The following is a 25727-nucleotide window of genomic DNA, read 5'->3' on the forward strand; positions in this document are numbered from 1 at the left end:
GTAGGACTACCTCCAACAGAGTATAAGTTCAATTCATAATACACAATCACTGCATTATTATTGTCTGTAACATTAGCATTTGCAATATATTTAACCCAATAGCTTGAATAGCCTTCTCTTCTTCTATTTTCATCGTATTGTGATGAATCGTAAACAGAAACATATTGCCCCACAGGAGTTGAAGGCTTATCTCTACCTACAAAAACCCTCTCAACTTCCCAAGTATCAAAAGTATTTGTGTCATGGGTATAGGTACCTATAACATCTGTAATTCGAATATCAGATAATGGAGTTAATGTCTTCCAATAAATTTGGGCATTAAAGTGAGTCTCAGCGTAATAATAATCACAATATAATAAGGTTCCCGGCGAACAAGCACTAGACCCATTTGGAGATTCTTAGGTCAGTATGCGGGAATAAGGATTGCGAAAAATTCCAATTACTTCATATATTTCCTCGTCTTCAGCACCTACCCCTCATCCATCGCATTCCTAAACCGGATCATCGAATAATCCATCGTCGCCTTAGGCACGGCATCCCGCAATGGAAACAGGTTCGGGACGACACGCAGTTCAATCCCCTTCTCCACAATCCGTGCAAGCAGATCACCCATCGGTTCCACTGTTAGGGGAGTAACCCCCTGCTCCGACACATGGTATCCGGCCGTCCCATCGATCATCACGAAGGTATCCGCGGGCAGTGTATAACAGAACAGCTTCGCATTCCGTATCCGGCCCAGCCATCGTCCCTCCACGAACATAATTGTATCCGCCGTGCTGTAACCGAATAGCTTCTCCTCAAGCTCAGCCGACACAGGCGCCCCTCTTCTTGCGATGATTCTGGGACAGTCGCGCGGCAAATAATAATTCGGCGCACGCTCCTCATTCACCGCCCACACCACCTGGCCCAGCTCTGGGTACGCGGGGGCAGGTCTCGGTTCAAAGCGGGGAATCGCGGATTCCTCACTATAATGATATACATACATATCGAAACACTCCCTCCACACAATTGCGGCAAACTTCTTCACCCATTCAATAAAACACCCTTCCGCACCACAGGTACCCTTATTCGAATCACGCCAGATTCCCCCTTCGGCCCCATTTCCAACAAAAAAGGTATTCCCATCGCCCATGGCGAATAGCATAGTAGTAATATTATCCATCTACTAGGAGGAATTTAGCAAGATGCCACAACCGCAACCGAATCAATCTTACGCCAATCACAAACGGCTGGACCCGCTCTATCATTTTGCTTTGAGTCTGCTAACAGTTGCCGCGATCATTCTCTCTCTTTACCTTGTTGTTGACGCCTTGGCGGATGGCAGCTCGCTGACGCAGCCGCTGCTGTTTGTATGCTTTGCCCTTATTGCCGCAATTACATTCGCAAGGCTTCGCCAATATACACTCAAAGTACAGGATCGTGCGATTCGCGCAGAGGAGCAGCTGCGGCATTTTATATTGACAGGCAAGCCCATTGACTCCCGATTAACGATCAGGCAGATTGTCGCATTGCGCTTTGCCTCGGACAATGAATATCCCTCCCTTGCGCAGCGCGCTGCCGAAGAAGGTCTCTCCACAGATGCGATCAAGCGAGCGATAACGTCCTGGCGCAGTGACAATTACCGTGTTTAATCCACGCACCCCAAGCAAAAAAGCTGCTTGCGGCAAGCTCATCGGCCCAAGGCCAACGAGCTGCCGAAGCAGCTTTCTTTATTTCCCGAATTACAATTTTGCCGCGGCAGCGGTTATTAGCTCCGCATACTTGGCCGAATATTTGCTCACACACTGCACGAAAGTAGCATGCGACCAGGTCAGCGGCGCAACGGACAACGGACTGCCGTCATGCGGGTTCAACTGCTCCGGCAGCAGGCCGCTGGACAGCGCATGCTCCACAACCCACTGCAAGGTCCGGCGAGGTCCTTCAAGATCCGCCAGGCTCTTCGCTGATTCAATCTCGAAATTCGCAATCCAGAGCGTACAGATGATCCACGGATTGCCCGGCACATTCTCAATATCTCCTGACTGCTGGAAGTAGTAGTCATTCGTATAGCGGGCTACACCGCCCACTCCTGTGCGTACCGTCAGCCCCTGCTTGATCGCATTCATTGTCCGAATGACGCGGCTGTCGTTAACCGGAAGAACACCGAACTCCCAAATGCCGAACAGGCTGCTCTCAAGCGTCATATCCTTCTCCCAGCCGTCATCCTTCTGAATCAGTCCCCGCGCGAATCGCCCGGACCCCTCATCCCACAGATGTGTCAGCATGCCCTGCTTGATCGTCTCCGCTGTATCGCGGAAATGATCGCTTCGCTCATAATCGCCGAACAGCTCTGTGAAGAAGGCTGCCGCCATAAGACCGCCGTAGACGGAGGCAACCGTATACGTCCAGATACCATAGCGCTCCTCCCACAGGTCGTAGCTCGGCTTAGGCAGAGACAGGCCGTCCTCCATATAGGAGCTCAGGAAGGCCGCACCCTTGCGGATCAAATTATTGTACAGCGATTGAGGGAGCTCAATCACCTGGTTGCGCGTGTAATCCTTCCATAGCGCGAACAGCACAAGCGCTGTCTCATCCTCTTGAATAGGCAGACGCTGGTTGCCCTGCACAATGTAAGGATGCCAGCTGGATCCCACCGTTCCGTCCGGATTGTACTTGTGATACAAATAGCCGTCAGGCGACAGCGTCCGCTCGCAAAATTGGAAGAATGGCGAGATTACGCTTTGAAATCCTGCCAGTGACATCGCCTCTGCGATCAACGCCCCATCGCGCGGCCACATGTAGCTGTAATGATCCCGGTTATATTGCAGAATATCGGTATCATTGGCGGCAATAATCGCTCCGCGTTCATCTGTCTGTGTCCGCACGATAAGCAGGCTTTGACGGAATGTGCGCGCAACCTCCGGCGGCAGATCGCCCAAGTTGTCTTCCGCACGGTGCAGCCAATGCTTCCAGTAGATGACAATACGGCTAAGCAGCTTCTCCGGGTTGCTGTCCTGGACATATTTGTTCAGCGCCTTAACCTCTTCCAGGTCTTTGCCGATCGACATCCAGTAGTAGACCGTCTTCTCGCCGCTTGGCGGAACAACGGTGCGGAAGCTTATCGTGCTGTCAACGGAGCCCTGCGCAATCGTATTCCCCATCAGAATGCCGTCTTCCGCGTCACGCCATGTTCCCTCGGCATGATGGAAACGTTTGATCCCTGTAGAATACTGCATCATGCCGCCTTCATCAGAGAAGCCATTGAACATGAAGTAGGAGGAACGCTTATAGTGGAATACGGTATGATTCTCAGGATAATAGGCCGCTGTATCGCCTACCTCGGAGCCGTCTATCATCAGATCCTGATTGAAGAACAACCGGAATTCTCTTGCCTCTGATGTCAGGTTGCGTACGACGACCCGTTTAATATAGATGCACTCCCGCTGATGAATGCCGTCATTCATATGAAGTTCGACCCCGAGACGCTCGTTCCTGGCCACCACGTTAGTTACGAGAGAGTCCTCGACATAGCCCAGATCAAATTTCCACTCTGGATTCTCCAACCAGGAGAATTGACCGTCTACCCAAATACCGAAACGGCAATATTGTCCACCGACATGATTGAGCTGACCGACAAAAGGATAATAAATATCTCGGATGTAGCAGTTGCGGTCCAGATTGACCAGCAGTTTACCGTTGCCGATAACTAGATGACGGGCCATGGGTTATTCTCCTTTCGGCTGGACAGAAGTTCGGCGTACAGCGACATATAGGATTTGGCAGAGCGTTTCCAGCTGCAATCATCCTTGGCGCCATTCGCAACAATTTGCTTCCATACGTCTTCGTTATTATAGAACGCAATCGCCCGCTCAATGGTGAATAACATATCATGCGCATTATAATTGGTGAAGGTGAACCCGTTGCCGGTACCCGTAAATTCATTGTATGGCGTTACGGTATCCCTGAGCCCTCCAGTCTCGCGCACGATAGGAACGGAGCGGTAGCGAAGCGCAATTAATTGGCTTAATCCGCATGGTTCAAACTGCGAAGGCATCAGATACATATCACTTCCCGCATATACACGGCGGGCCAACGCATCGTTGAACCCGAACCATGCGGACACTTTGTCAGGCTGGCGCTCCGCAGCGCGCCTGAACATCTCCTCATACTGCCAGTCGCCAGAGCCTACGATAGCCAGCTGCACATCGGCAGCCACAATAGAATCCAGCACCGCTTCAACAAGATCAAAGCCCTTCTGATCCACCATGCGGGACACGATGCCGATCAGCGGTGTAGTCTCCGACTCTGCAAGCCCCATCTCACGCTGCAGCGCAAGCTTGTTCTTCCGTTTGCGCGGAAGGGAATCCCGATAGGGCACTTCCAGCGCCGCATCACTCATGGGATCAAAGGAATCGGTATCGATTCCGTTCACGATCCCGATCAGATCATGAGCGCGCGAGCGCAGCAGCCCATCGAGCTTCTCGCCGTAATACTCCGTTTGAATCTCATTCGCATACGACGGGCTGACCGTAGTCAGCTTGTCCGAATAGACGAGTCCGCCCTTCATGCAGCTGCCGGCCCCATAGAATTCGATCCCTTCCGAGCCGAACAGCTCATCGCCGGAATTCAGCAAATCCTTGAGAAGCTCCTTGCCGAACACACCTTGATACTTCAAGTTATGTATCGTATAGACCGTTGCAATATTGTGGCAGACAGGATCATGCGCATACCGCGTCCGCAGCAGGAACGGGATCAAACCGGTCTGCCAGTCATGGCAGTGGGCAATATCCGGCTGGTAATCCATATGGAACAGAGACTCTACAACAGCGGCGCTGAAGAATACGAACCGCTCCGCATCATCTCCATAACCGTACAGACCGCCCCGCATGAAATAAAACTCATTGTCGATCAGGTAGTATACAATGCCGTCGATCTCAGCCCTCAGCAATCCGCAATATTGACTCCGCCAGCCAACCCGCACCGTGAATGTCGCAATCGTCTCAAACTGCCCCACATATGATTCCGGAATCGCTCCATACTTGGGAAGGATAATTCTCACTTCCGCGCCCAGCTCCGATAGCGCCTTGGGCAAAGACCCCGCAACGTCGGCCAGTCCGCCCGTCTTAACGAGCGGAACTGCCTCCGAAGTGGCAAATAACAGCTTCATAGGTTCCCCTCCTCATGCAGCGACCAGTTGCGCGGGTACGCTGCTCTCTGTCTGTATTTCTGTCTGCGAATCCTTATTCCTCCCGCTTAGATGACCTTGCGCTTCATGGCCAGGAATGGCGACATTTCTGCCCCGCGAAGCTCACGGCCCTGCGCAATGCTGACATCCTTATCCAGAATGACGCAATTCACATTGCTGTTCTCGCCAATATCGCCGTTCTGCATGACGATGCTGTTGCGGACAACGGCGCCTTTGCGGACATGAACGCCACGGAACAGAATACTGTTCTCCACCGTTCCTTCAATAACACAGCCATTAGCGATAAGCGAATTGCTCGTTCTGGCCCCTGTCGTATACCGCGCAGGCGGCTCATCCTTGACCTTCGTATAGATCGGCCCCGGCTCATTGAACAGACTGCGCCACACATCAGGGTTAAGCAGCTGCATGCTGTTCTGATAGTAGCTGGATACCGTATTGACAACCCCAAGGTAACCCTCGTACATATAGCTCCCGACATAGAGCTCTTCCAGACGCGACATGATCGCATGGCGGACAAGATGATCCTGCCCCTGGGCCAGCGACGTCTCCACCAGCTCCAGCAGCAGCTCCTTGCGCATCACATACATCTCCATGGATACCAGATCGCCTGTCATGCGGCCATAATGATCCTGCATCGCTGTAATCCGCCCGGCAGCATTGACCTGCACCTTGCGGGCTTTGCCGTCCAGCAGGTCGGACTGCCTTTTGCAGACGACCGTAATGTCAGCCCCGTTTTCCTTATGCTGCGCAATAATGGAGGAGAAATCGATATTGCATACCATATGGCTGCGCGTAATCACGACATATTCCAACGAGCTGCGGGTGAAATAATCCCGATGCTGATAAAAGTGGAACAGATCCCCGCGGCGAACCTCATTCACATCATCCGTGATTGGCGGCAGCATGAACAGTCCGCTCTGACGGTGATGCAGATCCCAGTGCTTGCCTGAGCCGAGGTGGTCCATCAGCGAACGATACTTCGTATGGGCGAATACCGCTACCTTCGTAATGCCTGAATTGACCATGCTCGACAATGTAAAATCAATCAAACGATACCGCGCGCCGAAAGGCACAGTTGCCAGGCAGCGTCCCGCAGTCAGTGATTCCATCTCATCGGATTCATGGATCAGATTAATAACACCCAGTATGTTTGAGTTCATGGCTACTCCACCTCCTGAAGCGATTGGCTTGTTGCGATATATTCATCATTGCCGATCACGCTGACAGAATCACTGCCCGGATTGCCAATCGTTACGCCGTCGGCAATAATCGTTCCTTCGCCGATAATCGTCCGATAGATGCGCACGCCCTTGCCGATCTTCACATTCGGCATAATTACCGACTCATGGATGAGGCTGCCCTCACCGGCATGAACGCCATGGAACATCACGGAGCGATGCACGCTGCCTTCTATAATACAGCCCTCTGTAATAAGCGAGTTGCTGACCTCAGCTCCGCGCGCGATATACTGGGCCGGACGATTCGGGTTCACCGAATAAATCCGCCAGTCGCTGTCGTTCAGATCCAGAGCCGGCACATCGTCAAGCAAATCCATATTCGCTTCCCACAAGCTCTCAAGGGTGCCTACATCCTTCCAGTAGCCGTTGAAGGTATAGGAATTAAGCTTCACATTGTCCTGCAGCATCGCCGGAATGACATCCTTGCCGAAGTCATTGCCGGACAATCGGTTGGCCTCATCGCGAATGAGATACTTCTGCAGCACGGACCATGAGAATATATAAATGCCCATCGATGCCAGATTGCTTGTCGGCACCTTAGGCTTCTCTTCAAAGTCAGTAATCTGTCCTTCTTCATCAACATGCATAATGCCGAAGCGGCTGGCTTCCTTCCAGTCCACCTCAATACAAGCGATCGTCACATCCGCACCGCGCTCCTCATGCTTCTGCAGCATAAGCTCATAATCCATCTTGTAGATGTGGTCGCCTGATATAACCAGCACATATTCCGGATCAAACCGGTCGATAAAGCCCATATTCTGATAGATGGCATTAGCAGTTCCCTTGTACCACATGCCGCCCTTTTGCTTCATATATGGAGGAAGAATAGCCATGCCGCCGTCACGGCGATCCAGTCCCCACGGACTTCCGATGCCAAGATACCCGTTCAGAACAAGCGGTTGATACTGGGTAAGCACACCAACGGTATCGATGCCCGAATGGGCGCAATTGCTTAAAGTGAAATCAATAATCCGATACTTCCCGCCAAAGTGTACGGCAGGCTTGGCCAGATCCTTTGTCAATACGCCGAGCCGTTTACCTTCTCCTCCAGCAAGCAGCATAGCTACCATTCTTTTTCCGCCCATGGACACCATCTCCTCTACTGCAACTTCCGGCAGCCCAAAGTGAACGGCCCCATCGTTGCCAGTCAAATTTGCAAGACTAAAGCCTGTATTGCGCTCAACCTGATGCCCAGCTATTCTTGTCCATCCCTCGGCATGCCTGTGACATGAACCTATCATGCCATGGCAGCCTCAGCTAGTAGGGTATATTGACTTCCCCATCTCCAAAGGATAACAGTTGGAAGGAGAATGGAGGAAGATCAACCTCAATACTGTATTCTCTGCCGTGCCAAGGTATATCGCTGCTGCCCGCCTCCTGCTGCACTTCCTGCAAGCAGCCGCCGTAAACCGCATCTTCACTGTGCAGCACAGTCCGATAGTTGCCCCGTTCAGGAACGCCTATCCTGTATTGACCATGATGAAGATACGAGAAATTACAAATCGTAATGGTGAACCGATTGCAATCATGGCTCCGGCGCATGAAGACGATCACGCTCTGAGCCGCATTATGCACATCAATCCATTCGAAGCCGCCGGGATCGCAATCCCGCTCCCATAACGGGGACTGTTCGGCATATACCGTATTCAGCCTTTTCACATATTGCTGCATGGAATGGTGCAAAGGATATTGAAGCAGCTTCCAATCGAGCATCTCTGCATCCTTCCACTCATCGAACTGCCCTAGCTCTCCGCCCATGAACAGCAGCTTCTTACCTGGATGGGTCATCCAGAAGCCATAGAACAGCCGGAGCTGAGCGAATTTCTGCTCATAGGTTCCCGGCATCTTGTTCAGCAGCGAGCGCTTCCCGTGCACGACCTCGTCATGCGAGAGCGGCAGAATATAATTCTCCGAGAACGCATAAACAAGCGAAAAGGTGACGAGATTATGGTGATGCATCCGCTCATTGGGTTCAAGCTCGATATAGCGAAGCATGTCGTTCATCCAGCCCATATTCCATTTGAAGTTGAATCCCAGCCCCCCCATATAAGTAGGCGAGGTTACGGCAGGCCATGCGGAGGAATCCTCGGCAATCATCAGCGCGTCCGGGTAATAGTGGAATACCGTTTCGTTGAGCCTTTTCAGGAATCGGATCGCATCGGTGTTCTCCGTGCCCCCATGCTTATTGAATGTATGGAGCTCCGGCGGCTTGTCAAAATTTAGGTCGATCATACTTGCAACTGCATCCACTCGCAGCCCGTCAATATGATAGACATCCATCCAGAAGATGGCGTTGGAGATCAGGAAGCTCTGGACCTCCGTTCGCCCGAAGTCGAAGGAAAGCGTCCCCCAGATCGGCTTCTCCGCTCTCTTCCAATCTGTCCCTTCATATATTGGTGTTCCATCAAATCGTCTGAGACCATGATCGTCCTTGCAGAAATGACAGGGAACCCAATCCAAAATTACACCGATCCCCCTCTCGTGGCACTTGTCAACCAGAATCATTAATTGTTCCGGCGACCCATATCGGCTGGTCGGCGCATAATAGCCCGTTACCTGATAGCCCCATGACTGATCGAGCGGATGTTCCAGAATCGGAAGAAGCTCAATATGGGTATAGCCCATACCAGCAACATATTCAACCAGCTCGCCAGCCAATTCTTCGTAAGTGAGAAACTGCTCCTTTCCTTTATTCTTCCAGGAACCCAGATGCACCTCATAGATGAGCATCGACTCATGATAGGGACTTCCGTCCTGCTTCCGTCTTTGCCACTCCTCGTCCCGCCACTTGTATTTGGTCAGATCGGTGATAAGGGACGCAGTGTCCGGCCTCCGCTCGGCGCCAAAAGCAAACGGGTCTGACTTCAGCAGCCAGTTCCCTTCCAATGTTTCAATCTCGTACTTGTAAAGATCACCTGCGCCAATCTCGGGTACAAACAAACTCCATACCCCCGTCTCGCCTACCAGTTCCATGGCATGCCCTTCACCATTCCAATCATTGAAGGAGCCTGCAACTCTTACCTGCCGGGCATTGGGAGCCCAGACAGCAAAGCGGACGCCATGCTCATCACCCAAACGAATCGGATGGGCTCCGAACGTCCGGTAGCTGTGAAACAAATCGCCTTTATTAAACAGATACAAATCGCGCGTTGACAATCCAATTGATGCAGCGTTTACCATGAGTGGCTTACACCTCCAAAATATGATACATGTCATGTTTCCTAACATTAATGCGCGATTTCTTTAATTATACACCGCCATGTTGAAGTTGGCACTCTATTTTCAGAATATTTCAATTCTATTTACTCCTATTAGTTGAACCCCGCCCCAAGCACCAACAACACATATATATTGAAATATAGTAAAAGTGATGCCTATAACATAAAAGCAGCTGCTCTATCAACACATAGTCTATGAATTGAATACCCTTCCAACAGCCTCTTGAAAGCCTGTTTCACAAAATAAAAAACGACCTCGCTGCCTCATAACAGCGGGATCGTCCTCTTGCTCGAAGCAGGAGCTGCTCGCTCCTATCCTCTATTCTGGTCCTTTCGCTTAGGCGCTCCGGAACCGATAAATTTCTTCCGATACTCAAGCGGCGTGGCCCCTGCGAATTCGGAGAAGGAGCGGGAGAAATGCGGCGTTTGCTTGAAGCCGGTCTCTTCCGCGATACGGGCAATCGGCCAGTTCGTCTTCATCAGCAGCAGCTTCGCCTGATCCATCCGATAGGCATGCAGATACTGCTGCGGCGTGCAATGCAGCACCTCGCTCATACACCGGGCAATATAGTTCGGATGGAGTCCCAGCGAGTCGCCAAGCATCGCATTCGTCACAGTCTGTCTGTAATGCTGCTTCAAGAATGCAGCCGCTTCTTCGGCTACAGCAATCGGCGCCTTCGCCGAATCGCTTCGCCAGCTCTCATCGAGCAGCTGCAGCAGTCCGAGAAACCATTGCTGCCGCTGCCAAAATGCAGCATTCGACGTCCCGCTCGCCGCTTCCTGCAGCTTATCGAGCAGGGCAATTGCCTCCTCCGGCGCAGGCAGCAGCATGAACTTGGGCAAGCGGATCGCATGGGAGTAATAATCACCGCTAAGCTTGCCGCTGCTGCTGCTGTCCTCAAGCTCCTCCCACGGTCCAGCCGTTTGGAAATGAACCCAATCCAGCACCGTCTCTTCCGAGCAAGGCTTCACGGAATAATGCCAGCTGTCCGGACGAAGGATGAGCAGCCCTCCCGGCCCTACCGTCCACCTGTGATCCCCTTCCCCTATATGCAAGGCTCCACTATGTACGAACAGCAAATCGAACACACCGAGATTTCTGCGACTGGGATGCTCATCGCCTGGCTCATAGGTTGTGCGGTTGCTTTCAATAAAGTATGGCAGTGGCGGCGAAATAAAAGTAAGCAGCGGATTGAACGACATAAGCAAGCCCCCTCTGTGTTGTGTGCAATTAAGCAAAATTGTCTATGCCGCCCGTCTATTCTATCAAACAAACCCGCCACAAGAAACATAAAATTTATGCAAATCTGTTGCAATGAAGAATGTTTGCTCCACTATTCCAATCGTTCTGAAGGCTGCGGAAATCATCTATCGCTTGTGAAGAATACTTTGTTTACCAAGAAGTCCCTTAGGCAATACTGCATCACATAATGACTACTTCATAAGGGGAACATCAACAATGCGATATCGGACAAATCCAATCGATAAAACAAAGCTGGCCCAGTCATTGAATAACCGGCGTCAGGAGGCCGCTGGCCCCGAGCATGGGCTGGACGCAAGCTTGAGCCATAATCTGCAGCAGATCAAGCAAACACTTGGATACAGTGCCGATATCGTCATCCGGGAAGTAAGGACCGGGCCTGACGGAAACCAAGCCATCGCCCTGCTGTATACCGATGGTTTGGTGGACAGGCAGGTGATCATCGGCCATATGGAATCGCTCATGCTGGATACTGCGCCCGCCAACAATTGCGGACAGGAATCATCAGTTGGCGCCAGCATTGCAAGCAAACTCCGGCAAGAGGTGCTCAAGAATGCGGAGATTCAGGACATAACCACCTTCGATGCCTTGTACCATGCGCTGCTGTCTGGTGATGCGGTCATCCTCATAGATGGTCATGCGCAAGGAATCGCAGCTGGAGCCAAAGGCTGGAGCGACCGTGGAATTATGGAGCCTACAACGGAGAATGTCGTACGGGGACCGCGTGAAGGCTTCACCGAGACCATTCGAACGAACACAGCAATGATCAGACGCAAAATAAAAGATCCCAATCTATGGCTGGAGACGAAGCAGATCGGCAATGTCACGCGGACAGAAATCGGAATCATGTACATCAAAAACATCGCGAATGACGGCATCGTCAAAGAGGTTCACACACGGCTGGACCGTATTAAGACGGACGGCATTCTGGAGAGCGGCTATATCGAGGAGTTCATTCAGGACTCGACCTTCACGCCCTTCCCTACCCTGTACAGCACAGAGCGGCCCGATGTCATTGCGGCAGAGCTGCTGGAGGGGAAAATCGCGATTCTGGTGGATGGAACCCCCTTCGTGCTTGTCGCCCCGGCGCCGTTCGTCTCCTTCCTGCACTCCGCAGAGGATTACTACCAGCGCTCGGACATCAGCTCCTTTATCCGTATTCTTCGATATATCGGAATCTTTATCTCCCTTCTGGGACCGTCCTTGTATGTCTCGATCACAACCTTCCATCAGGAGATGCTGCCTACAGAGCTGCTAATTGGCCTGGCAGCCCAGCGGGAACGGGTTCCCTTCCCCGCCTTCATCGAAGCCATCATGATGGAAGTGACGTTCGAGATCTTGCGTGAAGCCGGAATTCGCATGCCCAAATCGATCGGCTCAGCCGTCTCCATTGTAGGCACACTTGTCATTGGACAAGCAGCTGTAGAGGCCGGCATCATATCATCCGTCATGGTTATTGTCGTTTCGATAACGGCAATTTCCAGCTTTGTAATGCCCGCCTACAACGTATCAATCGCCTTCCGCATGCTGCGGTTTCCGCTCATGTTCCTTGCAGCCTCCTTCGGCTTGTTCGGAATCGTGGTCGGTATTATTGCTCTTATTCTGCATCTGTGCAGTCTGCGTACATTCGGTATTCCCTATATGACTCCTCTGGGGCCGCTAATCCCTACCGATATGAAGGATACGTTGTTCAGGCTGCCGCATTGGATGCTGACTACACGTCCACGGCTCCTCAACCAGCAGAACACGAAGCGCGGCAAGCAGTCTCAGCCTAAGAAGTCCCGGCAATGATCCGCAGCACCGAGAAAGGAATGGGAATGATGATAAGACGGGCAAGCGCCATCGTACTGATCCTTGCAATGATAATGCCGCTTGCCGGCTGCTGGAGCAGAAAAGAATTGAACCAGTTGGCGATTGCTGTAGGCGCTGGGATTGACAAGAAAGGTGATCATTACCGGCTCTCCATACAGGTTGTAGATCCGGGGGAAGTAGCTTCCAAGAATGGAGGAGCCAACCGTGCTGCCGCCACCTTATTCACAGCGGAAGCGGAGACGGTGTTCGAGGCCGCCAGAAAAATGTCCCGGGTTGCACCGCGTAAAATTTACTTTTCCCATCTCAGAATGTTTGTGATCGACGAAATACTGGCTAAAGAAGGCATCGGTCCCGTACTTGATTTTCTGTCGAGAGATCATGAGTTCAGAACCGATTTCTATATCGTTGTCACGAGAGACAGCACAGCGGAGGATGTACTCAAGATTATGACTCCCCTGGAGGATATTCCTGCCAATAAGCTCTACTTCTCGCTGGAATCCTCGGAGAAAAATTGGTCGCCCAGCTTAACCGTAACCCTGGATGAATTGATACAGGATATGACCCTCAAGGGGAAACAGCCTGTCCTGACCGGTCTTAAGATCACCGGCGACAAAAAAGTAGGCAAAACAAAGCGTAATATTGAAAACATTGAAACCTACAGCAAACTGCAATACTCAGGTCTTGCCGTATTCAAGGCAGACAAGCTGATCGGCTGGTTGAACGATACGCAAAGCAAAGGCTACAACTATATTCGCGGGCTTGTTCAGAGCTCCGTCGGCCATGTCCCGTGTGAGAATGGGGGCGGCAACGTGGTCACGGAGATCATTCGAACAAAAACGGACATGAAGGGACTCATTCAAAAGGGACAGCCGCTTATCAAGATCAGCGTCTATATTGAAGGAAATGTTGCAGAAGTAAGCTGCAGTGATCTGGATCTGAATAAGGAAAGTTCGATATTTGAGATCGAGAAAAGGGATGAGGAGAGTATTAAGGGATTCATGCTGTCGGCGATCAAAAAAACGCAGGAGGACTTCAAGGTTGATACTTTCGGATTCGGAGAGGCTATCCGCCGAACGCACCCCGCCTTCTGGAAGACAATTAAGGAGGACTGGGAAGAACGCTATTTTCCCGAGCTTCCGGTTCATATTACGGTCGATTTCAAAATTAGACGGCTTGGAACAGTGAACAACTCTTTCTTGAAAGATATGGAGGAATAAAAATCCGTGCTAGCCATTGCTGCTGTGCTTGCGGTTGCCGGGATCATGGTCATGCTTCAAGTCCCGCCGCTGCGCAAAAAGAAGCTGACGAGGGAGCTATGGGCCTTCTGGATTCTGCTCCTGCTTGGAGTCGGTATTAGTATCGCCAAGATTGTTATGCGGAATGTGCCGACCCCCCTGGAATGGATCGCGATGGCACTGCAACCGTTCAGTGATTTCTTGATCCGTATTGGATTGATTAAGTAGTTAGAGGTGCAGCCGTGCAGAATAAATCCAATATTTCCTCCCGCCAATTCATGATTCTGACGACCTTCTTTACAATCGGCAGCGCGATACTGGTCGTCCCGTCCGGCATCACTGCCTTAGCCCGGCAGGATGCCTGGATCGCAGCGCTGATCGGTCTGGCCATAGGTATTGGGCTGATTTGGATGTATATCCTGCTGGCGAAACAGCATCCCAATAAATCGCTTGTCGAAATGATGGCGATCTTGCTGGGCAAATGGCTGGGCGGTGCCATCGCGCTGTTGTTTGTCGCTTCTTTTTTTCTGGCCGGACCGACTTCCTCATTAAACATACTGGGCAATTTTCTGACCATACAGATGATGCCGGAGACGCCGATGTTATCACTGAATCTGCTGTTCGCAATTATCGTGATGATGGGAGTATATCTGGGAATCGAGGTATTGGCGCGTTCTTCCGAGCTTTTCATTCCATGGATTGCTTTGCTTCTCACTGCGCTCATCCTATTTGTATCATTTGATATCAAACCCACAAACCTGCAACCTGTACTGGAGGAGGGTTTTATGTCTCTGGGACCTGCAGTACTTTCCTTCTTATCGGCTGTCTTCTTGCCCAATTTCATCCTGTTAATGATCTTCCCCCATGTCAACAATGAGTCCAACGAAGCAGGCAGGGCCCTCCTGATCGGGACTGTTATGGGCTGTATTCTGATGATCATTATTGTATTGCTGATCATTCTGGTATTCGGCCCCGAATATACCGCCAGAAGCATGTATCCGACCTATGAATTAGCCAGAAAAATCAGCATTGGCGACTTCCTGCAGCGTCTCGAAGCGATCGTAGCTTCCACCTGGTTTATTTCCCTCTACTTCCGGATGGCAATCTATCTCTTTGCATTCTCCGCCGCAATCGCCCAGATCTTCAAGTTGAAGGATTACCGTGCGCTCATCCTGCCGCTTGGCATGCTGCTCGTTGCGCTGTCCCAGTTCATTCACCCCAACATTCCTGCTCAGCAGCAATGGAACGTCAGAGTATGGACACCTTACACTGCCCTGACCGGATTCATTATCCCCCTCATCATGCTTTGCTTGAGCGGATTAAGGAATTTGAGGCAAAAAAATAAAATCAATGAAAAGATTTGATTAAGTGAATCAGAGGTGGTAGCCATGTTGAACAAATCCAAAATTTCCTCCCGCCAATTCATGATTCTGACGACCTTCTTTACATTCGGCAGCGCGATACTAACCGTCCCGTCTGGCATCGTTGCCTTAGCCCAGCAGGATGCCTGGATCGCAGCGCTGATCGGCCTGGCCATAGGTATTGTGCTGATTGGGATGTATATCCTGCTGGCGAAGCAGCATCCCAACAAATCGCTTGTCGAAATGATGGATGTTCTGATGGGCAAATGGCTGGGACGGCTCATCGCGCTCCTGTTTGTCGTTTCCTACTTCCTTCTCGGTCCTTGTGCTGTATTAAGTATACTAGGCAACTTTCTGACGACACAGATGATGCCGGAAACACCAATGGTTTCCTTGAATATTCTCATCACCGCCGTCGTAATAATGGGAGGTTACTTGGGAATAGAAGTGCTGGCTCGTTCGTCAGAACTGATCATTCCTTGGGGGGCGCTGCTGTTCTTCGCTTTCATTGTATTGGTATCATTCGATATCAAGCCGCTGAACCTTCAACCTGTGCTGGAGAATGGGATAGCTCCGCTCGGGCCGGCTGTGCTATCCTTTCTGGGTACTGTCTTCCTGCCCAACATCATATTGCTGATGATCATTCCCCATGTCAACAATGAGGACAATGAAGCTGGCCGGGCTCTCCTTATCGGGAGTATTATAGGCTGCGTCGTTATGATCATTATCATAATTATGACCATCATGGTGTTCGGCCCTGGATTTACCGCCAGAAGCATGTATCCGACCTATTCACTGGCCAGAAAAATCAGCATCGGCAATTTTCTTCAGCGCATCGAAGCAATCATAGCGACGATCTGGTTTATTTCCCTTTATTTCCGCGTGACGATTTATGTGTATGTATTATCGGTGGCGCTCGCTCAAATTTTCAATCTGAAGGATTATCGGCCGCTTCTTATGCCCCTTGGCATGCTGCTCGTTGTGTTATCTCAATTTATCTATCCCAATATTCCTTATGAACAAGAGTCGGATGCGCGAACATGGGTGCCGTTTACCATTATATTCGGTTTATTCTTGCCTCTCCTGCTGCTCTGTCTGAGAGGATTCCGCAATATGAACAAAAATTGAAGCTCATATATACAATAACAGGGACTGTCCCGAAAATCATATTTGGAAATTTTCAGCTCTAGCTTTGTAAAGGGGTTAATAAAAGAACCTTCAACTCCACTTTTATGGTGGTGTTGAAGGTTCCTTTGTGCATTTTATGGGTTTGACTCGCTCGGGTTTGACTCACTTGGGTTTCCCCTTTTGGGACAGCCCCTTGGGGCTTGGGGCGGATAGGCCACACGGATTGCCTTCGCGTGTCGGATTCACGAGCTGCCTCTATGTGCCACCCTCTGCGTGCTGACTTTCACGCACTGACCCCATGTGCTGCCTTTGCGTCCTGACTTTCACGTACTGACCCCATGTGCCGCCTTTACGTGCTGGTCTTTCACTTACTGACCCCATGTGCCGCCTTTGCGTACCGGTCTTTCACGTACTGACCCCATGTGCCGCCTTTGCGTACCGGTCTTTCACGTACTGACCCCATGTGCCGCCTTTACGTGCTGGTCTTTCACGTACTGATCCCATGTACTGGCCTCACGCACGTCGAGAACTGCGCGGGTGCAGTAAGTGGGGCCAGCCCGTACAACCTCATCGCGTGGAGGGAAACTCTGAAGTCATTCCATCGACTGCGGCGAACATTCCTGCGAATAGGCATGCTTTTTCTGATTTCAGCCTGCTGAAGAGCGAATGCCTGCCAAAGCGCAGGTATTTCACCCTGTTTTCCCGATAGCAGCCCAATCCACCGCATATTCCTGCTTAATCGCAGGCATTCTGCCCTTACTAGCTTCTTATAGCCGAAATTCCTGCTCTTTCGCAGGCTTCCCTTTTACTCTTCTAACTCGTGCTCTTTCGAGGATTCCCCTCACTCTACTAACCGGATCTGTTGCAGTCAGTCACTCGCACACGTTTGAAGCCAAATTGACGGGAAGCCCGCCGGATCCTTCTCAATGTTTGTTGCTTTTTATGAAAAAAATTGGTCCGACATTCTGTTTCCAATGCACATTAATGCGCTGAATAACGTCGGCTATTTCTAGCTTAATTCACAATACGATCGAGGATAGCCTCGCCCTCTGCGATAACGCGGTTAAAAGCCTGCTGCAAAGGCTCTAGCGCCGACACATCAGCCCCAATAGCCTTCAGCTTTGCTCCAGCCTCTGTCATGATGGCATTGAAGGAAGACACGCAGCCCGCGAATGTCTCTTTGCCTTGCTTATAGAGTACTGTTTTCTCATGCGCCGTTTCTGCTGTTGCAAACTTGTATGCAATCACCATTAACGAACTCTCGCAGCCGGACTTCAGTGCCTCAAGCTTCTTGGCTGTATCTTTTACGATAAGTGCAATTTCCTTCTCGTCAGGCTTGTCAGGCTTGTCTGGTTTATCCGGCTTGTCCGGTTTATCCGGCTTCTCGCCTGGTTTATCCGGCTTCTCGCCCGGCTTATCCGGCTTCTCACCCGGCTTGTCCGGCTTCTCGCCCGGCTTATCCGGCTTCTCGCCCGGCTTATCCGGCTTCTCGCCTGGCTTATCCGGCTTCTCGCCTGGCTTGTCCGGCTTGTCGTTCGGCTTGCCCGGCTTGTCGCTCGGTTTGCCCGGCTTGTCGCTCGGTTTGCCTTTGGCAATGTTTTTCTTCAGCGCGTCGAACAAGTGTGTGAAAATCCCCTGTGAATTCCCTTCTGCGTAAGTAACCTGTACTGCTGTTGGCGCGAATACAGTACCTAGCAAAGTAATCGTGAGCATGATCGCAATCTTTCGCAGCTTCATATGTGTATGCTCCTCTCTAAAATAACGCCTTCGCACTGCCACACTTTGCCCATCGCATAAATGGACAGTTCCTCCTACTTTTCATCAAGCGATTGCTGATAGCTTTTTCCCCGGCTCATCCCGTATTTCTTGGCAATCTTGATCAGCCTGTCATACTCTTCCTCCGACAACTGTTCCATCGCCTTGCGCTTCAGCTCTCGCTTCTCCTCTATTGTCAACCCCCCTCCTAGCGCAGACTGGAATGCTTTCAACTCCTCGACGCTCCAATGCTTCATGAGAACTGAGCCGATCTCAATCTTCTCCATCATCGTCACTTTATCCCCGGCTTCCCTCGCTTCTTCAGCGGACAAGGCTTGCTTATCCGCAGCGCTTGTCTTCCCCGCCGCAGACTGCTGGCCGCCATTAGACGATGGTTTTGTCCTGGCTGCCGCCTTGCTTGAGGAGGACGGCTTCGCAGCCGCAGCCGCATCATCTGCGCTGGACTGATCTGCCCCCTTATTCCGGTCAACAGGGGCACTCGTATCATTTGCACCGCCGGATCCCTTGTTGGATAACTTCCGCACAGCCTGATCAGAAAGCGGTTTGTTCTGCTCCCCTTCACGCTGCGCATCCGTTGCCAAGGGCTCGGAAGCTTCGATTGGCAGCATGGAATCCTCCATAAGCACTTGCAGCAGATGATCGGTCATCCGGTCATAGGCATACCACGCCGCACCAAGCAGCAGGAGCAGCATGACACCAAAGGCCAGCAGCCACCGCCGCCACCTTGGTGCTTTAATAAGCTTTTTCGTGGATTCATCGTTCATCCTGCATAACCTCCCGCATCGGTTATGGGTTCAGCGCTTAGAAATTGACAGATTGACGGTCTCTATCGACTCTATTGACAGGGGGACGTCCGACAGAATGATATTGGAAGCCGAAACGCTCCAGCACTTCAAGATCGAAGCAGTTCCTGCCGTCAATAATGACAGGATGCTTCATGAGACTGCGGACAAGCGCGAGATCCATGGACATGATATCCTTCCACTCGGTCAGGATCACGCACACATCAGCACCGTTCACCGCCTGCTCCAAACGTTCACAGTACTGCACGCCGGAAGGCAGCTCCCGCTTCGCGGACTCGGCAGCAACCGGATCATAAGCGCGAACAGTCGCGCCCTGCTTGAGCAGCTCCGGAATGATCGTCAGCGAAGGCGCATAGCGCATATCGTCCGTTTCCGGCTTGAACGCCAGTCCCAGCACGGCGATCTGCTTGCCGGACAAGCCTCCGACCGCATCGCGCAGCTTATCCATCACGACATACCGCTGCTTCTGATTCGTGCGGATGACCGACTTGAGCAGCTCAAAGTCATAGCCCGCTTTGTCCGATATATGCGCTAATGCATACGTATCCTTCGGAAAGCAGGAGCCCCCGTAGCCGATGCCCGCCTGCAGAAACTTGCTGCCAATCCGCGAATCAAGCCCCATACCGGCTGAGACGTCGACCACATTCGCTCCGACACGCTCACAAATGTTCGCAATTGCATTGATGAAAGATATTTTCGTCGCGAGAAAGGTGTTGGCCGCATACTTGATCATCTCGGCACTCTCCAGGTCAGTGAAGAAAATATGCGTCTTGAACGGTGCATGCAGCTCGGCAATGACCTTGGCAGCCTCCCTGTTGTCCGAGCCGATAATAGCGCGGTCCATGCTCATGCAATCAGCTATGGCAGAGCCTTCACGCAGAAACTCCGGATTGGAGACGATATCGAAGGTGGTCCAAGGAACCTTCTTGTTCGCACTGACAACCTCCCGCACAAGCTCCCCGGTTCCGACCGGCACCGTGCTTTTATTCACAATAATTTTATACCCGTTCAGATGCTCCCCGATCTTCTTGGCCGCCGACATGACATAGCGCATATCCGCCTCGCCCGTCTCTGACATCGGTGTGCCAACCGCGATATAAATAATATCCGATGCTTCAATCGCCTCGCCGACATCTGTTGTGAAATAGAGCCTCTCCGCCTCCGTATTGCGCTTCACAAGCTCCTCCAGCCCTGGTTCATAGATCGGAATTTCACCACGGCGCAGCCGCTTGATCTTGCCCTCATCCACATCGCAGCAGATAACCCGGTTGCCAATCTCCGAGAAGCAAGCCCCCGACACCAGACCGACATAACCCGTACCGATAACCGTAATTTTGCGCATCTACTTCGCCACCTTATTTAAGAGTGAGAAATGCTGTTCGTACACGTTCTGAATATATCCGAGCATGTCCAGCTTCAGATCTTCACGCTGGAGCGCGAAGTCTAACGTCGCTTTAATGAATCCGAACTTATCCCCGACATCGTACCTTACACCGTCAAAATGATACGCCAGCACCGTCTTCTGATCATTCAGCTTCTTGATCGCATCCGTCAGTTGAATTTCACCGCCTGCGCCAGGCTGTTGATTCTCCAGAATATCGAATATTTCCGGCGTCAATATATAACGGCCCATAATAGCATAATTGGAAGGTGCGGCCTTGCGGGAAGGCTTCTCCACAAGCGTATCCAGGAAAAATACCGACGGCTCGATGGAGGAGCCTCGCGGCGCGATGATTCCGTACTTGGAGACATCCTCGTCCGCGACACGCTGTACGCCGACCACTGAGGAAGAGAAGCGGGAATATACGCGCATAAGCTGGCTCAGGCATGGCTGCTCCGATTGTACGATGTCATCCCCGAGCAGAACCGCGAAGGGCTCGTTCCCGACGAAGCTGCGGGCGCACCAAATGGCATGTCCCAGTCCTTTGGGCTCTTTTTGGCGGATATAATGTATGTTGGCCATCTCGGAGATCGAGCGGATTTGTTCCAGCTCCTTGATCTTGCCCTTCTGATTCAGCGTCTCCTCCAGCTCGAACGATTTGTCAAAATGATCCTCAATCGCCCGTTTGCCCCGGCCGCTGACGATCAGAATATCCTCGATGCCCGAGGCGATCGCCTCTTCGATAATATATTGAATCGTGGGCTTGTCCACGATAGGGAGCATTTCTTTCGGCTGTGCCTTCGTTGCCGGCAAGAAGCGGGTTCCAAGACCGGCTGCGGGAATAATCGCTTTACGCACTTTCATGAGTCGCCCTCCTTGTCTCCATCTCATACGAAATACATGCAATGACCCGCTCCTGCTCTTGCTGGCTCATGCTGGAGCCAGACGGCAGGCAGATCCCCTGCCGGAACAGCTGATCGGACACGCTGAACTGCTCGGTATGCGGGAAATAATCGTATTTGCGCAGCAGCGGCTGCAGATGCATCGGCTTCCATACAGGACGCGCCTCGATATTCTCTGCGGCGAGCGCCTTTATTAACTCCGTCGCGGTTACGCCGGCAATTCTAGGGTTAACGGTCAATGCAGTCAGCCAGCGGGTCGAACGCCCATACGCCGCCTCCGGCATGAAGGTGAAGCCTTCTACATCCCGGAACACCTGCTCATAACGGCTGAACACTGCACGCCTTGCATTCACCCGCTCCTCCAACAGCTCCAGCTGGCCACGGCCGATTCCGGCAAGAACATTGCTGAGCCGATAATTGTAGCCGACCTCGCTATGCTCATAGTGAAGAGCGGGATCACGCGCCTGCGTCGACCAATAACGAGCTTTGGCCAAAGCATCGACGTTGCCCGAGACCAGCATTCCTCCGCCTGATGTGGTGATGATTTTGTTCCCGTTGAAGGAATAGATGCCATAAGCGCCTATCGTACCGCTGGCCCGGCCCTTATATGTGGCGCCCAGCGATTCAGCAGCATCTTCAATGATCAGGACACCGAACCGTTCACAGAGATCCACAATGGGATCCATATCTGCGCTTTGTCCATACAGATTGACGACGATTACCGCCTTGGGCAGCCGATTCTCCCTTCTTGCGGCAATCAATGCGCGCTCCAATGCTTGCGGCGACATGTTCCATGTCTCGAAATCGCAGTCAATGAATACGGGCTCCGCCCCTTCATAAAGCACCGGATTGACACTCGCGATGAAGGTCAGGGTCGATACGAACACAGTATCTCCTCTGCCGATTCCAGCCAGCCGCAGCGCTTGATGGATTGCGGCAGTGCCTGAGCTTAGCGCGAGCGCGCCTCTTGCTGACACTTTATCTGCGAGCTCCCGCTCGAATTCATCTACATTCGGGCCAAGCGGCGCAATCCAGTTCGTAGCGAATGCTTCATGCACGTAATGCAGTTCCTTTTCCCCGATATGCGGGGGAGACAAGTATATTCGCTTCTCGTTCGTCATGTACGGTTCTCCTCGGTTCGTTATTGTGATATATTGCCCGTCCGGTTAAGCGCCCTCCTTCGTCGAATGAGCGAACTGGTAATCCCAATCACCGCGCAGTTGCCGCTCCACCTCAGCAGACAGGGGAAAACCTGCGAAAATACAGGAATTCGGGTTAAGTGAAGCGCAAAATCGTATAATGCCTGCAATTATGCAGGAATACGGAGCGGATTCGGTCGAAATGGGCCACTTGCGGCGAAAAGCCTGCTCTCCAGCATCAATTCGGCTTTCAACAGCACGGAGCGAGAGAAAAAGATGCTGTATTGCAGGAATGATCATCGTTCATCTCGGTTCATCTCGGTTCATCTCGGTTCATCTCGGTTCATCTCGGTTCATCCCCGCTCATACCCTCGTGCTAACTGTCGCCCGCCTTCGGCTGCCGAGCGAGGTTATGCCAGGTCGAGTCAACTCATTTCTTTTCCGCACCGCGCGCGCCTCCCGCCGCGCGGTGCCATTGCGGCACACGGTGCTCGGTCACACGTCAGCGGTCAAACCTCGTATGATTGGTGATTGGTGATCCATGACCGGAGGTGCCGCTATTAGAGCTTTTAGCTCGTTTAATATTCGAAATATTATAACTATTCTGAATATATAAAGGCTGATTTCATCTGCATGCCACCGATGCCAACGATGCTCTCCCTTACGGAATGATATCCCGCTGCTTGATCACTTTGGCCGGAACGCCGACAGCGGTTGCGCCTGCAGGCAAATCGCGTATGACTGCTGCTCCTGCGCCGACAACGCACCATGCGCCAATTCGGACAGATGGAATGACAGAGGCGCCGATTCCAATATGTGCGCCTTCCCCTGCTGCGACATTGCCAGCCAGCGTGCTGTTCGGTGAAATGTGCGCGAACCAGCCTACCTCGGCATCATGCTCGACGACCGCACCGGAGTTAATAATGACATGTGCCCCGATACAGGCTCCATGATTCACAACTGCACCGGCCATCACAACAGAGCCCGGCCCGATATAGGCATGCTTGGAGACGCAAGCTGCCGGATGGACAATCGATGCATATCTTTCGGGCGGAAGGCCCAGACGCTGCACCATGGAAGAACGAATCCGGTTGTCGCCAATTGCGATCAACACCTTCGTATTGTGATCCGCTTCAACTAATTCGCGCACCATCCCGGGGTGGACATGGAAGACACCGTCCCGGCAAGCAATATTGGTGAATCTGTCATCAGCCACAGCAATAATCCGAAAGGACTCCAGCGCTCTGACATTGTCCGCCACTACCCGTCCATGCCCGCCATCCCCTACAATGATAAGCGGTGCCAGCCTGGAGCTGGATCTGCCATCGGCATTTGAACCAGCCGCTGCGGATAATAGCTGGCTCTCATCCATTGCCATCCGCTGACGAATGTAGCCGATAATATCAACATCGCTATGTACGCTCATATCGCACGCTCCGCATTCCGGCTGCCGGCAAATTTGCGTACCGTGGCTTGCCCCTCTTGCTGAATCCCTTCGCGCTTCAGCACTTTAACAATCGTGATAAACACAATTTTGCAATCCAGCAGCAGGGAGCCATGATCGACATACCAGACATCCAGCTTGAATTTGTCCTCCCAGGTCAGCGCATTGCGTCCGTTCACCTGCGCCCAGCCTGTTATGCCGGGACGAACATCATGTCTGCGCGCCTGCTCCGGTGTATACAGCCCCATATATTCCATTAATAACGGTCTTGGACCGATGAGACTCATATCGCCCCGAATGACGTTCAACAGCTGCGGAAGCTCATCCAGACTCAATCTGCGCAGCAGCTTGCCGAAAGCTGTCAGGCGAACCTCATCCGGAAGATCGCGTCCCGACGAATCCTTGCCGTCTGTCATTGTGCGAAACTTGAACAGCATAAAGGGATTCCCGTATCTCCCCGGCCGCTGCTGGCGAAATAATACCGGTGATCCCAGCTTCATGCGAACGGCCAGTGCCGTGACTGCTAATAGCGGCAGCAGCGCCACCACTGCCGGCACACTGATACACAGATCAACGGCCCGTTTGCTGAAATGGCGCAGCCTGTGCCTCCATTGGCGCGCCTTGGCAGCCTGTGCTTCCACTTCCGCATACATCTCCTTGATCCGTTTCACAACAAGCGATTCTGTAAAATGCGCCTCTATGCGGCTCCTTCCTGCAGCACCCAGCGCTTCACGGCGGGCTTTATCGCTCATCATCCGGCTAAGGGCATCGGACAGCTCCGCCACATCACGGTAGCGCACCAGCTCTCCTGTAGCCGCTTGCCCATTAACCTCTCCACTGCCACCCGCGCTATAATGGGCCAGGCTGCCAGCACTAACGACAAGCTCCCGCGTGCCAAGGACATCGGTCGCCACAACGGGCTTGCCGTAGGCCATTGCCTCCATGAGCGACCGGGGAATGCCTTCCTTCTCGCTCGTCAGTGTGACGGCATCCGCAATGAGCAGCCAGGGAACGAGCGGCGACTGCTGTCCGATGAGAATGATATCGCCATCCAGTCCCTCATCCGCAATACGTTTGCGGATCGCTCCCTCAAGCGGCCCTTGGCCCGCAAGTGCGGTAACCCAGCAGAGCTTGCCCTCGCGCTTGGCCAGCGCAATCGCGTCAATGAACAGCTCGTGATCCTTAACCGGCTCGAACCGCGCAGCCATAAGCAGCATCGGCACTTCCTCACGAATCCCATATGCCCGCTTCAAGTCGTTCCTATTCAGGCGGAGCAGGGCATCCGATGCCGCATGATCAAGCTTTTCCAGATCAACGCCATTGCCCTCGTAATAGACCTTTCTCCAAGGCGCCAGCCGCTGCATGACAGCTGCATCCTCCCTGTTCTGGGAAGCAAGCGCATGACAGAACAGCGCGCTGGCCTTCTCCAGGAGGCGATACACCGCATATGCTCCCCGCGATTGTCCTTCATAGAAGGGCAAGCCATGGCTCGTATGAATGATGACTGGAACGCCTGCCAGCCATGCTGCCACTCTGCCGATCAAGCCTGCTTTGGCCGTATGGGTGTGAACCACATCATACCGCTCGCGAATGAACAGCTTGCGCATGCGCCATATCGAACGCAAGTCACGAAGCGGCTGAATCGTGCGGCTCATCGGAACATCCCGCCAATGGAACGGGTAATCGGCGCGGATCGTTTCATCAAGGCCATCGCCGGCCGATATGAAGGTCACATCATAATCGGCACCATGCAGCAGCGTCAGCTTGTCGCCGAGTATTTTGTGGCTGATGCCCGACGTGCATACATGCGCTACTTTCCTCATCGTCCTCCTCCTCCTTCGCTT

The 25727-nt window shown here is 52.3% G+C and carries 20 protein-coding genes; 6 read left to right on the forward strand and 14 right to left on the reverse strand.

Features of this window, described 5'->3' with window-relative positions; translation table 11 throughout:
• Positions 1-469 precede the first annotated feature (469 nt).
• Positions 470-985 (reverse strand): DUF6886 family protein, encoded by a 516-nt coding sequence (locus tag K0T92_RS05770; RefSeq protein ID WP_219871473.1) that lies wholly within the window; start codon positions 983-985, stop codon positions 470-472.
• Between the two features lie 199 nt (positions 986-1184).
• Here K0T92_RS05770 and K0T92_RS05775 point away from each other — a divergent pair, with 199 nt between their 5' ends.
• The gene (locus K0T92_RS05775) at positions 1185-1631 is read left to right on the forward strand and encodes a DUF6526 family protein (RefSeq protein ID WP_219871474.1); all 447 of its coding nucleotides are present in this window, start codon (positions 1185-1187) and stop codon (positions 1629-1631) included.
• 90 nt (positions 1632-1721) lie between these two features.
• Here the strand turns inward: K0T92_RS05775 and K0T92_RS05780 are convergent, their stop codons facing one another.
• The 6 genes from K0T92_RS05780 to K0T92_RS05805 all read right to left on the reverse strand — a co-directional run bounded on the left by K0T92_RS05780 (position 1722) and on the right by K0T92_RS05805 (position 10844).
• A complete protein-coding gene (locus K0T92_RS05780) occupies positions 1722-3701 on the reverse strand; it encodes a glycoside hydrolase family 15 protein (protein ID WP_219871475.1) in 1980 nt (659 codons plus the stop codon).
• A complete protein-coding gene (glgA, locus tag K0T92_RS05785; RefSeq protein WP_219871476.1) occupies positions 3686-5146 on the reverse strand; it encodes a glycogen synthase GlgA in 1461 nt (486 codons plus the stop codon). Before glgA ends, K0T92_RS05780 begins: the two co-directional genes overlap by 16 nt.
• Before the next feature lie 86 nt (positions 5147-5232).
• Positions 5233-6345, reverse strand: coding sequence for a glucose-1-phosphate adenylyltransferase subunit GlgD (gene glgD / locus K0T92_RS05790; protein WP_219871477.1), 1113 nt, complete (start codon positions 6343-6345; stop codon positions 5233-5235).
• 2 nt (positions 6346-6347) lie between these two features.
• Complete coding sequence (locus K0T92_RS05795; RefSeq protein ID WP_219871478.1) at positions 6348-7508, reverse strand: glucose-1-phosphate adenylyltransferase; 1161 nt, start codon at positions 7506-7508, stop codon at positions 6348-6350.
• Between the two features lie 172 nt (positions 7509-7680).
• Entirely contained in the window at positions 7681-9603 is a 1923-nt protein-coding gene (glgB, locus tag K0T92_RS05800; RefSeq protein ID WP_219871479.1) for a 1,4-alpha-glucan branching protein GlgB, read from the reverse strand.
• Positions 9604-9953: 350 nt separating this feature from the next.
• Positions 9954-10844, reverse strand: a complete 891-nt coding sequence (locus tag K0T92_RS05805) for a helix-turn-helix domain-containing protein (RefSeq protein WP_219871480.1) — start codon at positions 10842-10844, stop codon at positions 9954-9956.
• 256 nt (positions 10845-11100) lie between these two features.
• Between K0T92_RS05805 and K0T92_RS05810 the strand changes: the two genes are divergently transcribed.
• The 5 genes from K0T92_RS05810 to K0T92_RS05830 are packed head-to-tail and all read left to right on the forward strand — an operon-like array spanning position 11101 to position 16438.
• On the forward strand, positions 11101-12693 hold the full coding sequence (locus K0T92_RS05810; protein ID WP_219871481.1) for a spore germination protein: 1593 nt from the start codon (positions 11101-11103) through the stop codon (positions 12691-12693).
• Positions 12690-13931: a Ger(x)C family spore germination protein gene (locus tag K0T92_RS05815; RefSeq protein WP_343223631.1), complete on the forward strand. Its 1242-nt coding sequence runs from the start codon at positions 12690-12692 to the stop codon at positions 13929-13931. Before K0T92_RS05810 ends, K0T92_RS05815 begins: the two co-directional genes overlap by 4 nt.
• A gap of 6 nt (positions 13932-13937) precedes the next feature.
• Positions 13938-14177, forward strand: a complete 240-nt coding sequence (locus K0T92_RS05820; RefSeq protein WP_343223632.1) for a hypothetical protein — start codon at positions 13938-13940, stop codon at positions 14175-14177.
• A 14-nt stretch (positions 14178-14191) separates the two neighbouring features.
• Positions 14192-15313, forward strand: a complete 1122-nt coding sequence (locus tag K0T92_RS05825; protein WP_343223633.1) for a GerAB/ArcD/ProY family transporter — start codon at positions 14192-14194, stop codon at positions 15311-15313.
• 24 nt (positions 15314-15337) lie between these two features.
• Positions 15338-16438 (forward strand): GerAB/ArcD/ProY family transporter, encoded by a 1101-nt coding sequence (locus tag K0T92_RS05830; RefSeq protein WP_219871482.1) that lies wholly within the window; start codon positions 15338-15340, stop codon positions 16436-16438.
• Positions 16439-17452: 1014 nt separating this feature from the next.
• Here the strand turns inward: K0T92_RS05830 and K0T92_RS05835 are convergent.
• The 7 genes from K0T92_RS05835 to K0T92_RS25465 all read right to left on the reverse strand — a co-directional run bounded on the left by K0T92_RS05835 (position 17453) and on the right by K0T92_RS25465 (position 25706).
• A complete protein-coding gene (locus K0T92_RS05835; protein ID WP_219871483.1) occupies positions 17453-18175 on the reverse strand; it encodes a hypothetical protein in 723 nt (240 codons plus the stop codon).
• A 74-nt stretch (positions 18176-18249) separates the two neighbouring features.
• On the reverse strand, positions 18250-18978 hold the full coding sequence (locus K0T92_RS05840) for a hypothetical protein (protein WP_219871484.1): 729 nt from the start codon (positions 18976-18978) through the stop codon (positions 18250-18252).
• A 37-nt stretch (positions 18979-19015) separates the two neighbouring features.
• The gene (gene tuaD / locus K0T92_RS05845) at positions 19016-20359 is read right to left on the reverse strand and encodes a UDP-glucose 6-dehydrogenase TuaD (protein WP_219871485.1); all 1344 of its coding nucleotides are present in this window, start codon (positions 20357-20359) and stop codon (positions 19016-19018) included.
• Positions 20360-21262 carry a UTP--glucose-1-phosphate uridylyltransferase GalU gene (gene galU, locus K0T92_RS05850; RefSeq protein WP_219871486.1) on the reverse strand — a complete coding sequence of 301 codons (903 nt, stop codon included), beginning with the start codon at positions 21260-21262 and terminating at the stop codon, positions 20360-20362.
• Positions 21249-22421 carry a DegT/DnrJ/EryC1/StrS family aminotransferase gene (locus K0T92_RS05855; RefSeq protein ID WP_219871487.1) on the reverse strand — a complete coding sequence of 391 codons (1173 nt, stop codon included), beginning with the start codon at positions 22419-22421 and terminating at the stop codon, positions 21249-21251. Before K0T92_RS05855 ends, galU begins: the two co-directional genes overlap by 14 nt.
• 679 nt (positions 22422-23100) lie before the next feature.
• Positions 23101-23865, reverse strand: coding sequence for an acetyltransferase (locus K0T92_RS05860; RefSeq protein WP_246627901.1), 765 nt, complete (start codon positions 23863-23865; stop codon positions 23101-23103).
• On the reverse strand, positions 23862-25706 hold the full coding sequence (locus K0T92_RS25465) for a sugar transferase (RefSeq protein ID WP_219871488.1): 1845 nt from the start codon (positions 25704-25706) through the stop codon (positions 23862-23864). Before K0T92_RS25465 ends, K0T92_RS05860 begins: the two co-directional genes overlap by 4 nt.
• Between the last annotated feature and the right edge of the window lie 21 nt (positions 25707-25727).

It is taken from the genome of Paenibacillus oenotherae (assembly GCF_019443105.1).
GTDB lineage: Bacteria > Bacillota > Bacilli > Paenibacillales > Paenibacillaceae > Paenibacillus_Z > Paenibacillus_Z oenotherae.